General features: G+C 52.5%; 9 protein-coding genes. 7 read left to right on the top strand and 2 right to left on the bottom strand.

The window, feature by feature from the left end:
• The first annotated feature begins 12 nt into the window (after window positions 1-12).
• Window positions 13-1,989 carry a methyl-accepting chemotaxis protein gene (locus tag Q399_RS0112930; protein WP_245612887.1) on the top strand — a complete coding sequence of 659 codons (1,977 nt, stop codon included), beginning with the start codon at window positions 13-15 and terminating at the stop codon, window positions 1,987-1,989.
• Between the two features lie 15 nt (window positions 1,990-2,004).
• On the opposite strand, the gene Q399_RS0112925 is transcribed toward Q399_RS0112930, so the two are convergent.
• The gene (locus tag Q399_RS0112925; protein WP_245612886.1) at window positions 2,005-3,372 is read right to left on the bottom strand and encodes a Fic family protein; all 1,368 of its coding nucleotides are present in this window, start codon (window positions 3,370-3,372) and stop codon (window positions 2,005-2,007) included.
• A 1,114-nt stretch (window positions 3,373-4,486) separates the two neighbouring features.
• A complete protein-coding gene (gene astB / locus Q399_RS0112915; protein ID WP_031569077.1) occupies window positions 4,487-5,830 on the bottom strand; it encodes an N-succinylarginine dihydrolase in 1,344 nt (447 codons plus the stop codon).
• A gap of 701 nt (window positions 5,831-6,531) precedes the next feature.
• On the opposite strand from astB, the gene katG reads away from it, so the two are divergent.
• From katG to tkt, 6 genes are all read left to right on the top strand, one after another.
• Window positions 6,532-8,706 (top strand): catalase/peroxidase HPI, encoded by a 2,175-nt coding sequence (gene katG, locus Q399_RS0112910; RefSeq protein WP_211253385.1) that lies wholly within the window; start codon window positions 6,532-6,534, stop codon window positions 8,704-8,706.
• A gap of 224 nt (window positions 8,707-8,930) precedes the next feature.
• Window positions 8,931-10,070 (top strand): HlyD family secretion protein, encoded by a 1,140-nt coding sequence (locus Q399_RS0112905; RefSeq protein WP_084164302.1) that lies wholly within the window; start codon window positions 8,931-8,933, stop codon window positions 10,068-10,070.
• Window positions 10,067-12,808, top strand: a complete 2,742-nt coding sequence (gene rbbA, locus Q399_RS0112900; RefSeq protein ID WP_031569072.1) for a ribosome-associated ATPase/putative transporter RbbA — start codon at window positions 10,067-10,069, stop codon at window positions 12,806-12,808. The genes Q399_RS0112905 and rbbA overlap by 4 nt, the downstream gene beginning before the upstream one ends.
• Window positions 12,809-12,811: 3 nt before the next feature.
• Window positions 12,812-13,936 (top strand): ABC transporter permease, encoded by a 1,125-nt coding sequence (locus Q399_RS0112895; RefSeq protein WP_031569071.1) that lies wholly within the window; start codon window positions 12,812-12,814, stop codon window positions 13,934-13,936.
• Window positions 13,937-14,179: 243 nt separating this feature from the next.
• Entirely contained in the window at window positions 14,180-14,389 is a 210-nt protein-coding gene (locus Q399_RS0112885; RefSeq protein ID WP_031569069.1) for a cold-shock protein, read from the top strand.
• A 238-nt stretch (window positions 14,390-14,627) separates the two neighbouring features.
• Window positions 14,628-16,634, top strand: coding sequence for a transketolase (gene tkt, locus Q399_RS0112880; RefSeq protein ID WP_031569067.1), 2,007 nt, complete (start codon window positions 14,628-14,630; stop codon window positions 16,632-16,634).
• The last annotated feature ends 447 nt before the right edge of the window (window positions 16,635-17,081 follow it).

The following is a 17,081-nucleotide window of genomic DNA, read 5'->3' as shown; positions in this document are numbered from 1 at the left end:
TCAGGGAAAAATATGAGGCCTATCACGACGATGGAAATCCGCAATCTTACAGTCAAATCCAAACTTCTCTTGTTACTGACGCTGCCGGTTCTGACTCTACTTGGTTTGGCACTCAATCGTATTTTGATGGATGTGGGAAACTACAGTATCGCACAGCAGGTTGAAACGACCGTCAGTCATTCCGTTAAAATAAGTCAATTGATCGGAGCATTACAGGCTGAGCGAGGTGCAAGTGGTGTAGTTCTCGCAAGCAAAGGAGCGCGCTTTAAAGACCGGTTATCTGGGCTACGAAACAAAACAAACGACGCTCTGAGCTTGGTAAGATCAATTGCTTTAACAGAATTTGCAGCCATTCAGGCTGAAGTAGATGAACTCAGGACAAAGATTGACGGGCTTTCAATGGAGAGTGCAGTATCTGCTGCGCGTTACACTAAATTGATCGCAGATCTCATCGCTAAAGATCACCAAGCTGAGCTTCAACTGGCGCATTTAGGGTTGAGCCGAAGACTGGCCACGTTGAATAAACTTATTGAAACGAAAGAAAGAGCCGGACGGGAGCGCGCAATTTTGGGCATAGTGTTTAGTCAGAGCCGTTTTACCGAGCAAACGCTGACTACTTTTGCCAACAATCTGGGGGCTTATCATGCTTATGCTGAAGGTATGTCTGGCATGCTCACACCAGCACAGAAAAAACGCTGGGATGATATGCAGTTACTCTCGGAGTTTCGTAAAGTAGCCGAGATTCATCAGCAAGCCTTTGCCACAGCAACCGCGACAGAATTTTCAATTGATGATGCAACTTGGTTTGACCTGGCTACTGCACGAATTACTAAACTAACAGAGTTCGAGAAAGTTTTGTCTGATGAGCTTGCTGCAGAGGCTTCTGAGTTAAAGCACACTGCGCTCAATCAACTGATTTTTTTGGCTGTATTATTGAGCTTGCTCAGTATTGTCACCGTAATTGTCATTCGCAAAATGATTCACTCTATGACCAACGCTGTAACGACGATAGAACAAACGCTGGCGGCTGTGGCTGCAGGTGATTTAACCATGGATACCCATCAAATCACTGCGGGTGCCGGAGATGATGAGTTTGGCAATATATCCCGGGCTACAGCATCGTTAGTAACGCAGTTGCAAAAAGTGATTGGTGGACTCAGTAGTGCGTCTGCTCAATTAGCTGCAGCTGCCGAAGAATCTTCAGTCGTAACAGCGCAGACCTTTAAAGGGATCCAACGTCAACAACAGGATACGGAACTCGCAGCGACCGCTATGCATGAGATGAGCACTACGGTTCGTGACGTTGCTCTGTCAACGACCGAAGCCGCAGAGCTTTCCGAACTTGTGCAGAAAAATGCAGCGCAGGGTCAGCAGCAATTGTTGCAAACAATCGCTTTGATTGGTGAGTTATCCCAAGAAGTAAGCGCAACAGCCCAAGTGATTGAGTTACTTAAAAGCAAAAGCAATGAAATTACAGCAGTGCTCGATGTTATCAACAGTATCGCAGAACAGACCAACTTACTCGCGTTGAATGCCGCGATCGAAGCAGCTCGCGCTGGTGAACAGGGCAGAGGCTTTGCAGTGGTGGCAGATGAAGTGAGGGCTCTGGCAAGTCGTACAGCTGCGTCAACCAAAGATATCCAACATATGATCTCCGCCTTTCAAAGTGGATCTCAGCAAGCTGCGGACGCCATCACAAAAAGCCAAGGTAAGGCATCAGAGGGAAATAGTCGAATTGAAACCGTCGGTCAGACGCTGGATGCGGTGCTTTTGAACATCCAGGCCATCAACGACAAAAATACACAAATCGCTTCAGCGTCAGAGCAACAAGCAGTCGTTGCCGAAGATATCAACCAAAAAATTATTAGCATCAACTTGGTAGCAGAAGATACAAGCGAGGCGGCACAGCAAAATGCTGAAAACAGTGAGCAGCTTGCTGCATTAGCTGAGCAAATGAATGCTACTGTAGCAAAATTCAAGCTTCACTAGCCCAATTTTTTCACTCTAAGCTAATTTTGCCTGAGCCGCTTTCCAGGCTTCAAATTCTGATGGGCGCAAGCCATAGCGAGCCAAAACGCCTTCATGAATCCGGCGCAACTCTTCAACAATCAGGGCCTTTACCGGCCCTTGCTGCGGTTCGGGTACTGTGGTGTTGAGCATGCCGGCGATAATTCCCATTGCGTCAGCGGTTGGCGTGGTGACTATTTGCCGAATGGTTTTTTTAACCAGTTCACGCCACAAAAGCCGGAGCGGGTCTGGCTCTGCTAATTCTTGCCTGATTGCTAAGTACTCTTGTGCTGATCGCTCATAGGCCCATACATAAAGATCACGCAGCAATTCCACCCGGGTCATTTCATATACGCCTAAAGTGGCTCTGCTATAAGCTTGTTCCGGGACATCCAAAAATGTCAGCGGGCACAGGTTGGCACGAAACAATGGTAAATTTGCCGCGAGTCGGGAGGTCCGTTTGTTCATATCAGCAAACGGCTGCAGATAGGGTAGGTGGACCATCATAAAAAAAGATTGCTCAAACGGATCGATAATTTGGTTGGCTTTGCCAAGCAGCACATCGAATTGTTGCTCAAGCATTTGTGGCGTTGAAATTGGCCGGTAAACACTTTTACCGATATCAACGGCATGTTGTCTGATCCGCCCCTCATCTGCCGGATTGGGCAGCAGGTTTTCTGCCAAGGCGCTGTGCAAGTTCATCAGGGTATATCGGTTCAGCTCAGCGGTATCGATGTTTTCCACCAGTAGCTCAATCGCGGTTTTGTGATTGAGGATCATCTGGGTTTCGATTGCAGCTTTGCCTGGCGCGACTTTGCCATTTTCAATCAGCTGCAGGGTATCGAGCCTAGAATATGTATTCCCCTCCAAGTGGCTTGATGCCCAGGATAAATCAATCAATAACCGGTTAAGGATGGCTCTGCTGTAAGTTCCGGCAGGTTGTGATTGTTCGGTGGTTTTACCGATTTTGTGTAATTGCCGTCGTAACGAATCCGATAAATACGCATCTTTATTTGGCTGATATGAGTCAATGAAATCGTTTTGATAACCGACCGGGATGCGTGCCTCTGGTGGCTGGTCGATATAAGCCAAAATGTCCAAACTATCCGCTGATACGGGAATTAAAGCAGGGAACCGGTCTGTATCTCGGTGAAGTGGTTGCTGATTTCGCTGCAACGAAAAATACCGTCTGGCGCGACCTTCACCAATCGCGGTGATGCTTCGCTGGTTGATTAATTCAGAGATATATCTTTGAGCCGTGCGCCTGGCCAGCGTTGGGTGCTGACTCAGTAATTCGGCCAGCGTTATACCATTTGTCGCGAGTTGGATGCTCTTGAGTATTTCTTGCGTGGTTGCTGTCATCATTGAAGCGCGGGATAAGTGATTTGGCGCCATTATGGCGCAGTTTTTTGAACTGCGCCATTTTGCTAGATATTTTGGCGCAGTTTATTTGAACAGCGCCATTTATGCCATCTCACAAATCCGTAGTATTTATTAGTCTCCGCCGGATGGCCCGTCGAATAATGACAACGGATATTGGGGAGCTAATCCAGAGCAGGGCTGCCCTTTTCGAGGGTAAACACCGATATCAGGGTTACCTGGAAGTTGGATCAGATCCAGAGGGTGCGCTTTTTCGAGCATGCATTCTGGCCAGGTATAAAGCTCTCCCAAACACGATCGGGCGGAAATTTACGAGCATAAACACACTTACTAACAGTCATACGAGTGCTCGTATATTTCCGCCCGATCGCATTTGAAAGACCTTTACACCTGTCCAGCATCCCTGCCCGGAAAAAGACTTCACCAGAGCAATTTCAAGACCGAGAGCAATCGTCTAAAAAATAGAAATGCAATGTGACACATTTATCAAGAAAAAATCCTGAAATCCTTCAGTTTCTATCCGTATTAATTCCCTTGATTGCCATCAGGTGACATTAATTGACTTGATCTATTTCTGTTTAAGTAATTGTATTAAGTTGATATTTGTCTACAATCAATAATTTGCACTGAATTACATTCGAACCTGAGTTCCTCTCTCCGGAGGCAGAGGTCTCAGGTTCGAATCCTGACGGGTGCGCCAACAAATAAACCGCCATTTCGGCGGTTTTTTTGTCGGTGCGACCCGCAGATTTGAACCTTCTTCGACCACCAGTTTGCCTGGAGCAAACTGGAACAGCCCTGCTGGCCCGCGAGGGCGAGTATCAGGATGATACGAGTAGCACGCAGGATAGCCGTTTGGCACGTCGCGCAGCGACGCCCGCAGGGCGAGCGCCATGGATGGTGCGGGTGAATCCTGACGTGATGCTGTCATTATGTTTGGGGTCAAAACCGCCTTTCGGCGGTTTTTGCGTCTGAAGCACTGAGCTTTTCCACAGATTTAAGAACATAACACGACTAATTTGCTGAAACTGTCATCCAGCTGGATATCTTGCCTGGCCAAGTCGGCGAGTCTTCTGGCCTGTATCGTATTTAAGCAGGCTCAATCACGTTGAAATTGATAAACCGAGCCTAAGTTGAGGATTTTGGTTAAGGCATCTAACGCTGTGCGATTTTCGACTAACAAGGCTGGATCTGCTAAATCCCGCTCTGTTAACACATCGCGGTAATGACGTTCAACCCATTGATTCATCGTCACAAACAGTTCATCAGTCATCAGGACATTCGGATTTACCGCTTGTTTTTCCTGTTCAGACATCGCCACTCTTAATCTTAAGCACGCGGGCCCGCCGCCATTTTGCATACTTTGTTTCACGTCGTGATAATGCACCTGGCGAATCGGCGTGCCACGCTCTGTCAGTTCAGCCAGGTAGGCACTCACTGTCGGGTGATTGCGGCATTCAGTCGGTGCGATAATGGCCATGTCGCCGCAAGGCAAGGTAATGACCTGGGTATTAAACAAATACGTTTGGATAGCTTGTTGTACCGTGACTTCGCTGTCTAGCACCTCAATCAGATACAGCGGGGTTTCAGCGCCAAATTTACTTTTTAATTCAGCAAGTTTGGTTGCCGAATCTAAAAAAGCCTGCTGATGATAAAACAGCACATTTTGGTTGCCCACGGCGATCACATCATTATGAAAAACGCCTTGATCAATGACTTCCGGGTTTTGTTGGATATAAACGACTTTATCGTCAGACAAACCATGTAAACGCGCCACCGCCTGACATGATTCAAGGCTTTGACGGGCTGGATATTTCTTGGGGGCGGGTCTTGATGGGTCGAAGGCTGCGCGGCCAAACACAAAAACCTCAACACCCGGTTGGCCATAATCAGCGCAAAGCCGGGTGTGATTGGCTGCCCCTTCGTCACCAAAGTGGTCGTTATCCGGTAGATGAGTGTGATGCACAAAATAACGGGCATCATTAAACATCGCTGCCAGAATACGACCTGTTGTAGCAGGTTCGAGCGAGCGATGAAATTTATTGGTCAAATTTGCAGGGGTAAAATGAATTTTGCCGTCTAATGTATCCCGACTGGGGGAGATGGTCGCGGCGTTGGCTGTCCACATGCTTGAGGCAGAACATACAGCCCGCAGGACTGCGGGCGCTTGTTTTGCTGCTTGTTGAATAACGTTGGCATCACTACCGCTAAAGCCAAGTCGCCGTAAGGTAAACACGTCTGGCCGTTCTTGTGGTGCTAACACGCCTTGCACCATGCCAAGGTCGGCTAATGCTTTCATTTTTTGCAAGCCTTGGAGTGCGGCTTGTTTTGGCTTCGATTGATTGTTGGCATTATTCTGCGATGCCACATTACCGACAGAAAGTCCGGCATAGTTATGTGTTGGCCCGACAAGGCCGTCAAAGTTTGCTTCAAAATACTTCATTGTTGCTTTATTCCTTCAGTTGCAAGGAACCGCATTGGTTTAATTTCATCGCTGGTATGTGTTCGGTATATTTTTTCGCTGATGAAAAATCGCAAAAGGCCCCAAAACGTGAGTCTGTCCGGAGAGTCATGAGTCGGTTCAATTGTTACAACTTAAGTTTACGGACATCCACAGTCTGAACACTTGATATTTTTTAACCCACACATAGTTGATGCGACTACAGCGCCTTTGAAGGCGAAGTTAATGATTCTGACCTTTCCCCGGAATTGATACCAATCCCGTGATGAGTTTTTTACTGGGTGACAGGTCACCAAGGGATCGTCAATTCAGCCTAAGGCGTAAATGAGGTTCGCCGTCTGATTTGCGCAATTCATGCAAAAGCGCCTGGTAGCTGAAAAATCGCTGGAAGCGACAAATCAAAATTACCGATTAAAGCAATCGATTTTAATCACTACAGACTCTGGGTAGCCGGCTTTAATTTATTTGGCGTACCCCGCTGGCCTTTGGTGGAGGTCGCCCTGGCTTGCACTGTTGCTGATCACAGCGACAGCTGACAGGCGCGTAGGGCGCAACTGGCCGCTGTGGGGACACAGAGCCGTCAACCCCAATCTCTGGCTGAACACGCAAGTGCAGCCAACAAGGACAGGAAACAGACAATGAAAAATAAATTTCCGGTATTGTCAGCGTTAACGCTGGCCATGATGCTAGGCAGTCAGCCGCTGCTGGCAAAAGAGATGACCACCAACAGCTACTGGTGGCCTGAACAACTGGATTTATCGCCGCTGCGTGTCCACAGTGCCGAATCAAATCCTTATGGGCGAGACTTTGATTACGCCAAAGAATTCAACAGCTTAGATTTGGCAGCAGTCAAAGCAGATATCAAAACAATTCTGACCACGCCGCAAGACTGGTGGCCGCCGGATTATGGTCATTATGGGCCTTTTATGATCCGCATGGCCTGGCACTCCGCCGGGGTGTACCGCATTTTCGATGGTCGGGGCGGTGCCGGTGGTGGTCAGCAACGCTTTGAACCGCTGAACAGCTGGCCAGATAACGTCAACCTGGACAAAGCGCGGCGTTTACTCTGGCCGGTGAAGCAAAAATACGGCAGTAAAATTTCCTGGGCCGACCTGATGGTACTGGCCGGTAACGTGGCGCTGGAGTCGATGGGTTTTAAAACCTTTGGTTTTGCCGGTGGCCGGATGGACGACTGGCAGGCGGAGCAAGTGAACTGGGGCAGCGAGAAAAAATGGCTCGATGACCAGCGTTACGATAAAAACAGCAAAGAGCGCAAGCTGGCCAAACCGCTGGCCGCTGTGCAAATGGGCTTAATTTACGTTAATCCGGAAGGGCCCAATGGCGTGCCAGACCCATTGCTGGCCGCCAAAGACATCCGCGATACCTTTGGCCGCATGGCGATGAACGACGAAGAAACCGTGGCACTGATCGCCGGTGGCCATACTTTTGGTAAGGCGCATGGTGCACATAAACCGGAAGAATGTGTGGGCAAAGAGCCGGCCGCTGAAGGATTGGAGGCGCAAGGCCTCGGTTGGAAAAACAAATGTGGTAAAGGCCATTCAGAAGACACTGTCACCAGCGGTCTGGAAGGGGCCTGGTCGGTCAACCCAACGGCCTGGACTACGCAGTATCTGGACAACCTGTTTGCCTATGACTGGGTAAAAACCAAGAGCCCGGCTGGTGCGACTCAGTGGATCCCGGCCAATGGCCAGGCCGCCAATCTGGTGCCAGACGCGCATGACAAAACCAAACGCCACGCGCCTATCATGTTCACCACCGACTTAGCGCTGAAAGAAGATCCGGCTTATCGCGAAATTTCATTGCGCTTTAAAAACAATCCAAAAGAATTTGAGCTGGCCTTTGCTAAAGCCTGGTTTAAGCTGACGCACCGCGATATGGGGCCAAAAGCCCGTTATCTGGGAAAAGAAGTGCCAACCGAAATGTTGTTGTGGCAAGACCCGGTGCCAACTGTTGATCACGCGTTGATTGATGCTAATGACATCAAAAACTTAAAGGCCAAACTACTGAGCAGCGGTCTGACCGTGCCACAGCTGGTCAAAACCGCCTGGGCTGCGGCGGCAAGTTTCCGTGGTACTGATATGCGTGGTGGTGCCAACGGCGCCCGTTTAGCGCTGGCGCCGCAAAAAGACTGGGCGGCGAATGATCCGAAAGAGCTCGCCAAAGTGTTGCCGGTGTTACAGAAAGTCCAGCAGGACTTTAATAAAACACTGAGCGGTGGCAAAAAAGTTTCGCTGGCGGATGTGATTGTGCTGGCCGGTTCTGCCGCGGTCGAACAAGCAGCGAAAGATGCCGGTCTGAACATTGAAGTGCCGTTTCATCCGGGCCGGACCGATGCGACTGCAGCGCAAACCGATGCCGCGTCATTTGCGGTGTTAGAACCGCTGGCTGATGGTTTCAGAAACTATCACAGCAGCAACAGCATGCTGTCGCCGGCGGCAGCGCTGATTGATAAAGCCGCGATGCTGAATTTGTCGGTGCCGGAAATGACAGTGCTGGTCGGTGGCCTACGGGTGCTCAATGCCAATAGCGGTGGCGTGCGCCATGGGGTCCTGACCAACAAAGCCGGCACTTTAAGCAACGACTTCTTTGTCAACTTGCTGGATATGTCGACTAAATGGCAAAAATCAGCCAGTAGCCAGGGGTTGTATGAAGGGTTGGATCGCAAGACCAATCAGATCCGCTGGACAGCCACGCCGGTGGACCTGATGTTTGGCTCTCATGCTGAACTCAGAGCCGTGGCGGAAGTGTATGCTGCCGCCGATGGTAAAGAACGTTTTGCCCGCGATTTTGCCAAAGCCTGGCAAAAAGTGATGGAGCTGGATCGTTTCGACCTGTAACGGCCGATGCTGACAAGCAGCACCCCCACAGTGATGGCGGTGCTGCTTTTTTATTGCTAAAACTGCACGGGGCGGCATGTCAGGCCTCTGCTCTCAATCTTGTCACCAAGCCAGGTGAATCACATTCTTTTGGTCTGCATCAAAGAAACTTCACAGAGTCCGGCTTATAGTTCCTATTCATGCGACGAAAGCAGGCTATGCAGCCACCCAGGACGAGACGGACTATGACGGGACCCTCTACTCAATCAGCAACACAATCAGCAACACAACCATCTGGTCCATCGCCGGACAACCAGCGGACAATATTCCGGACCACGCTGCTGGTGTTGGCTGGTGCTGCGGCCTTGGCTGTGTTTTATCTGCTGAAATACCACGGTGCAACGGATAGTAATCTGCTGAAAAGCAATGGTCGGATTGAAGCGGTTGAAATTGCAGTGGCCGCTAAAACTGCAGGGCGGATCAAAGAATTACTGGTTGATGAAGGCGATTTTGTCGAAGCTGGCCAGCTGGTGGCGACTGTGGCGTCAGAGTCACTGGAAGCGCAGCTGTTGCAGGCGCAGGCACAATCGCGTCAGGCGCAAAGCAGCACGGTGACGGCGCAAAGCCAGCTGCTACAGCGCAACAGTGAAAAAGCCGCGCTGCAGGCGTTGTTGTTGCAGCGTCAGGCCGAACTTGCCGCCGCGCGCAGCAGAGCCAGCCGCACCGGCACGCTGGCGCAAACCGGTTCAGTGTCCAAACAGATGGCGGAAGATAACGATACGCTGGTGACCAGCGCCAAAACCGCAGTCAGCGCGGTGCAGGCGCAGCTGGAAGCGTCGCAGGCGGCCATTGTGTCCGCCGAGGCGCAAATTGTGGCGGCGGCATCGGCGGTGGACGCCGCCAGTGCCACAGTGGCGCGGGTGGAATCGGAACTGCGCGACAATCAGCTGCGTGCGCCGCGGGCCGGCCGAATTCAATACCGCATTGCCCAGGTTGGCGAAATTGTCGCAGCCGGCGGCAAAGTGCTGAGCCTGATTGATGTCAGCGACGTGCATATGACGTTTTTCCTGCCGTCGGCAGTAGCTGGCCGGATAGATATTGGCAGTGAAGTCCGGCTGGTGCTGGATGCGCTGCCTGGCGTGGCCATTCCGGCGCAAGTGTCTTATGTCGCTGATGTGGCGCAATTTACGCCAAAAACCGTGGAAACCGCCAGTGAGCGCGAAAAGCTGATGTTCAGAGTCAAGGCGCGCATCGACCCGCAGTTGCTGCTGCGGCATAAAACCAAAGTGAAAACCGGCCTGCCGGGTGTGGCTTACCTGCGGCTGGACCGCACTGAACCCTGGCCGGCTTCAGTACCGCCATTAGTGGTGGAGAGCGCACAGTGACCGATGTGGTAGCCAGGCTGCAGCAGGTCCGGCTGGTGCATGGTAAAACCACAGCGCTGGCGGATATTTCGCTAGAGATCCCGGCCGGTAAAATGGTTGGCCTGATTGGGCCGGACGGCGTGGGTAAATCCAGCCTGTTGTCGCTGCTGGCCGGCGCCCGCGCCATTCAGCAGGGACGGGTGGAAGTGCTGGGCGGCGACATGGCAAGCCGCGCGCACCGCGAGCGGGTTTGTGCTGACATTGCCTACATGCCGCAGGGCCTTGGCAAAAATCTGTATCTGACCTTGTCGGTGGAAGAAAATCTGCAGTTTTTTGCCCGCTTATTTGGTCACAATGCAGCTGAGCGGCGCCGGCGTATTGACGAACTGACGCAGGCGACTGGTTTGTATGCCTTTTTACAGCGGCCGGCCGGCAAGTTATCCGGCGGTATGAAACAAAAACTCGGCTTGTGCTGCGCGCTGATCCATGACCCGAAACTGTTGATCCTCGACGAGCCGACCACCGGCGTTGACCCGCTGGCGCGCAGTCAGTTCTGGCAGCTCATTCAGCGTATCCGGCAGCAGGCGCCACAGATGAGCGTGCTGGTGGCGACCGCCTACATGGACGAAGCCGAACAGTTTGATTATCTGGTGGCGCTGAACGCCGGTACTGTGCTGGCCTGTGGCAGCCCGGCTGCGCTCAAACAGCAAACCCAAACCCAACAGTTAGAAGCAGCTTTTATCCGTTTATTACCGGCGGCGCTGACGGCGGACTATCAGCCGGTGACAGTGCCGCCGCTTGTCGCAGACAGCAACAGCCAGACAGCCATCGAAGCGGCGGGCCTGAGCCGGCAGTTCGGTGACTTCGTCGCCGTGGATAATGTCAGTTTCCAAATCAAAAAAGGCGAGATTTTTGGTTTTCTCGGCTCCAATGGCTGCGGCAAATCTACCACGATGAAGATGCTGACCGGTTTATTACCGGCAACCTCGGGCCAAGCCAGGTTGTTTGGTCAGGTGTTGGACCCGGACGATATTTCTACCCGCAAAAGGGTGGGGTATATGTCGCAGGCGTTTTCACTGTATAGCGAGCTGACGGTGCTGCAAAACCTGCGTTTGCATGCGCAGTTGTTTCAGGTGCCGGCGGCGCAGATTGCCGCGCGCGTCAGTGCAATGTTGCAGCGTTTTGGTCTGACTCAGGCAGCTGAAGCCTTGCCGGACAGTTTGCCGCTGGGCATGCGCCAGCGCTTGTCGCTGGCGGTGGCGATGGTGCATCAGCCGGAGCTGTTAATCCTCGACGAACCAACTTCCGGCGTCGACCCTATTGCCCGCGACCAGTTCTGGCAACTGATGATTGATTTGGCGCGCCAGGACCAGGTCACCATTTTTATCTCGACCCACTTTATGAACGAAGCCGAGCGCTGCGACCGCATCTCGCTGATGCATGCCGGCAAAGTGCTGGTCAGCGACACACCGGCGCAAATTGTGGCCAGCCAGCAGGCTGATAATTTGGAGCAGGCCTTTATCCGTTATTTGGAACAAGCCGGCGCCCGCGAGCAGGGCAGTAGCAGCGGGTTGGCGCTGTTGGCACCACATGCTGCGGCTGAGAAAAAAACGGCAGCTGCGTCGAAGCGGCGATTTAGCTGGCAGCGGTTGTGGAGCTTCAGTCAGCGCGAAACGCTGGAGCTCAGGCGGGACCCAATCCGCGCCGCACTGGCATTACTTGGCAGCCTGGTGCTGATGGTGTTTATTGGTTTTGGCATCACCATGGACGTGGAAGATCTCAGTTTTGCCGTGCTGGATCAGGACCAGTCGGTGCTGAGCCAGAACTATGTGCTGAACCTGGCCGGTTCACGCTATTTTATCGAAAAAGCCCCGCTGCAAAGCCAGCACGACATCGACCGGCGTATGCGCAGCGGCGATATCAGTCTGGCACTGGAAATTCCGCCCGGTTTTGGCCGTGATGTGGCGCGTGGCCAACAGGTGGCCATCGCCGCCTGGGTCGACGGTGCTATGCCCAACCGCGCTGAAACGATAAAAGGGTATGTGCTCGGTATGCATCTGCATTGGTTGCGGATGCAGGCGACCGAAGCGCTCGGTGCTGATGCAAGTGGCCTGAGCAGCAGTCTGGAAACCCGCTTTCGTTACAACCCGGATGTAAAAAGCCTGGTAGCGATGGTACCGGCGATGATCCCGTTGTTGCTGCTGATGATCCCGGCGGTGCTGACGGCCTTGTCGGTGGTTCGGGAAAAAGAGCTGGGTTCTATCATCAATTTGTATGTGACGCCAGTCAGCCGGCTGGAGTTTTTACTGGGCAAACAACTGCCTTATATTGCGCTCGCCATGCTGAATTATCTGCTGATGCTGCTTGCGGCCGTGACTTTGTTTCAGGTGCCGCTGACCGGCAGTTTTGTTGCTTTAAGTCTGAGCGCGCTGATGTTTGTGCTGTTTTCCACCGGGTTCGGTTTATTTGCGTCGACTTTTACCAACAGTCAGATCGCGGCCATTCTGGTGGCGGTGCTTGGCAGTATTATCCCAGCCGTGCAATTTGCCGGCATGATCACGCCGGTGTCCGCACTGGAAGGCGCCGGCCGGCTGATTGGTGAAGTCCATCCGGCCAGCGCTTTTTTGACCATCAGCCGTGGTGTATTCAGTAAAGCACTGCAGCTGGCAGATATTTATCCGGCGCTGCTGCAGATGAGCCTGGCGGCGCCGCTGATTTTGCTGGCGGCGGTGTTGCTGCTGAAAAAGCAGGAGTCCTGACAGATGCGGCACAAACTGGCGAATATTCTGCGGCTTGGCAGCAAAGAACTGTGGAGCCTGTGGCGTGACCCGATGATGTTGCTGCTGATTTTGTATACTTTCAGCGCCAGCATTTATATCGCCGGCACTTCAATGCCGGAAACCTTGCACAAAGCGCCAATTGCAGTGGTGGACGAAGATCAGTCGACGTTATCCGGCCGCATCGTGGCGGCCTTGTATCCGCCATATTTTAAACCGCCGGAGCTGATCAGTCTGGCGGAGGTCGATGCCGCGCTTGATGCCGGGATCTACAGTTTTGTGCTGAATATTCCGCCAGGCTTTGAGCGGGATTTGCTGGCCGGGCGTGCCCGCAGTATTCAGCTCAGCGTGGATGCGACACGCATCAGCCAGGCCTTTAGCGGCAGTGGTTACATCGAGCAAATTGTCAGCAGCGAAATCAACGAGTTCCGTCAGCGTCACCGGCTTAATACTAGCCTGCCGGTCGATTTGGTGCTGCGGGCCAGCTACAACCCGAACTTAACGTCCAGCTGGTTTGGCTCACTGATGGAACTGATCAATGCCGTGACGATGATTTCTATTATCCTGACCGGTGCAGCGCTTATCCGCGAACGCGAACACGGCACTATCGAACATCTGCTGGTGATGCCGGTAACACCTGCGGAAATCATGCTGGCGAAGATCCTGGCAATGGGGCTGGTGGTGCTGCTGGCCACCGGTTTTTCGCTGACGCTGATGATCCAGCTGGTGCTGCAGGTACCGGTGGCGGGCTCTGTGGCGCTGTTTTTGCTGGTCACTGCGTTACAGCTGTTTGCTACTACTTCGATGGGTATTTTTATGGCGACTGTGGCGCGCTCAATGCCGCAGTTTGGCTTGTTGCTGATTTTAGTGTTATTGCCGCTGCAGCTGCTGTCCGGTGGTATGACACCACGGGAGAGTATGCCGGCGCTTATCCAGCATCTGATGCTGGCGGCACCCAATACCCATTTTGTCGCGGCGGCGCAGGCCATTTTGTATCGCGGCGCTGGCCTGGACGTCGTCTGGCCACAGCTGCTGGCGTTGCTGCTGATTGGCGCTGTGTTATTCCGCTTTTCGCTGCGCCGGTTCCGTCAGTCGCTAAGTAGTTTGTAGCGGCGGGCAGTAAAACCTCGGGTTATAAAATTATTTATTTTAATAACTCAGAGAAATAAGCTTTGACAGTTTCGCCAAACCAGATACACTGGCCGCGCTTAATCAGTTTGTTCATTATTTATGCACCACATCGAAAGTACCAGTTGTATTAGTACCTCCTGTCTTCATAAGTTAAAACATCTTTTGCAGCACCATCGTCTGATTTCAGACTCAAATTAATGTTAATTATTACAGGTACATACAATGTCTACTCCAACTACTGGCACAGTGAAATGGTTCAACGAAACTAAAGGTTTTGGCTTTATCGAACAGGCTTCAGGCCCGGACGTATTCGCTCACTTCAGCGAGATCGCTTCTACCGGTTTCAAAACGCTGCAAGAAGGTCAACGCGTTCAGTTCATCGTAGCGCCAGGCCAAAAAGGCCCACAAGCTACCAAAATCACTGTTCTGTAAGAACAAATCAATCAGTGCCCTGAGCACTGATTAGCAGGCCTGCAGGCCCGCCCGCTGAAAAGGTCACTGTTTTACAGTGGCCTTTTTTGTTTTTGTACTGTGACAGCTAAAAACTTCAACGTGCAAAACTCTGATTGCTCCTTCTTGTCACTGATATTCGACGGCGAAGACTTGTTTGTCGTGCCGGCTTTTGTCATGATAGCTTTAATTGTAATACAATATTAATTAAGGTGCGGTTATGACGGCGACAACAGAACAACAACTGGCCAATGCCATTCGGGTATTGGCGATGGATGCGGTGCAACAGGCCAAATCGGGTCATCCTGGCGCGCCGATGGGCATGGCAGATATTGCCACTGTGCTGTGGCGTGATTTTTTTAAGCACAACCCACAAGACCCGGCCTGGGTCGACCGCGACCGTTTTGTGTTGTCGAACGGCCACGGCTCAATGTTGCTGTATGCGCTGTTGCATTTAAGCGGTTATGACCTGCCGATGAGCGAATTACAACGCTTCCGACAGCTGCATTCAAAAACGCCGGGCCACCCGGAATATGGTTATACGCTTGGTGTTGAGACAACCACAGGCCCGCTCGGAGCCGGTATTGCTAATGCCGTCGGCATGGCGGTGGCAGAAAAAACACTGGCGGCGCAGTTTAACCAACCGGGTCTGGCGTTAGTAGACCATTTCACGTATTGCTTTCTGGGTGACGGTTGCCTGATGGAAGGGGTGTCGCATGAAGCCTGCTCGCTGGCGGGCACCTTGCAGCTTGGCAAACTGATTGCGTTTTGGGATGACAATGGCATTTCAATTGACGGTCATGTCGAAGGCTGGTTCAGCGACAACACACCACAACGCTTTGCCGCTTATGGCTGGCAGGTGATTAGCGGTGTCGATGGTCATGACCCGGCCGCTATAGCACAGGCGATCCGCGAGGCACAGGCGAATACCCATCAGCCAACGCTGATTTGCTGTAAAACCGTGATTGGTTTTGGCTCACCGAATAAAGCCGGTACCCACGATTGCCATGGCGCACCTTTGGGAGAGACCGAGGTGGCCGCGGTCAGGGCGCAACTGGGTTGGCCTTGGCCGGCGTTTGAGATCCCGCCAGAAATCGCAAAAGCCTGGGATCAGCGTGACCAAGGCACCACGAAACAACTGGCCTGGCAGCAGCTATGGCTGGAATATCAAAGCCGTTTCCCGGCACTTGCCGCCGAGTTCAACCGGCGGGTGTTGGAGAGCGACTTACCGGCATCTTTTGCCGAAGTTGCGCAAAAGCATATTTTGGATTGTCAGCAACAGGCGCAGGCCATTGCGACCCGTAAAGCCTCGCAGCAAAGCATTGGTGTGTTTGCCGCACTGCTGCCAGAAATTCTCGGCGGTTCGGCCGATTTGGCCGGCTCTAATCTGACCTTGTGGCCCGAAGCCAAAGCACTGCATCAACATGCGGATGGTAACTATCTGCATTATGGCGTGCGCGAATTTGGCATGAACAGCATCATGAACGGCGTGGCGCTGCACGGTGGTTTTATCCCCTTTGGTGGTACTTTCCTGATGTTTATGGAATATGGCCGCAATGCGGTGCGGATGGCGGCTTTGATGGGCATTCGGAGTATTTTTGTCTACACCCACGATTCGATTGCCCAAGGCGAAGATGGCCCTACGCATCAACCGGTCGAACAAGTGCCGAATTTACGTTTAACCCCGAACTTATCCACCTGGCGCCCGGCAGATGCCACTGAAACGGCCGTGGCCTGGCAACATGCGCTCAAAAGGAAGCAGGGCCCGACGGCATTGGTCTTAAGCCGGCAGAACACCGCAGCTGTAGTACCAAAAGATTTGGATTTGAGCCTGATTCAGCGCGGCGCTTATGTAGTGGCGCAAAGCGGTCAACAGGCAGTGCCGGCACTTATTCTGCTCGCCACCGGCGCTGAAGTGGGGCTGGCATTTGAGGCTTATCAGCAGCTGGCCGCCTCCGGTGTGGCGGTGAGGCTGGTGTCGATGCCAAGCACCGATGTGTTTGACGCCCAGGACGCCGCCTATCAGGCCGCGGTGTTACCGGCCGGCAGTAAAATTCTGGCGATTGAAGCGGCGCATCAGGACTACTGGTACAAATACACCGGCCGTGACGGCGCTATCATCGGCATGCGCAGCTTCGGTGAGTCAGCACCAGGGCCGGTGCTGATGCAACATTTTGGCTTTAGCGTGGAGAATATTGTGGCTGTGGCGCAGCAGTTGCTGGCTTAGTTCTTTGCCCTGCGGGCGGCCGTTTCGCCCGATGGGCGAGTTACTTTTTATCGCGATAAAAAGTAACCAAAAAGCGCTCGCCCGGTTCCGCTCGAAAGCCCGTCTGAAAAGTCGCCGTCCAAGGCGAAAACGTAACTCGCTGTGCGCTACCGTTGCCCAGCTCAGACACCCGTTTTCTTAAAACCTTGGCCAACGATTTTCAGCCGGCTCGCTCCAACGGGCAGCCTGCTTCAGCATCAAGATTTGTTTTTAATTCACTCGCGTCAAAAGCAGTAACAACTAAGAAAACCAATTTCCCCGTTGGAGCGAGCCGATGAAAAATGGTGATTTGAGGTTTTAAAAAAACGGGTGTTTGAGCGATTCGACGTTAGCGAATCGCGAGTTGCGTTTTTGCCTCAAATTGCCATTTTTCAGCGGGCTTTCGAGCGTAACCGGGGTCGGTTTTTC

Origin of the sequence: Rheinheimera texasensis DSM 17496 (assembly GCF_000711985.1) — a bacterium.
GTDB classification, from domain to species: domain Bacteria; phylum Pseudomonadota; class Gammaproteobacteria; order Enterobacterales; family Alteromonadaceae; genus Pararheinheimera; species Pararheinheimera texasensis.
This window is presented reverse-complemented; position numbering and strand designations above follow the sequence as displayed.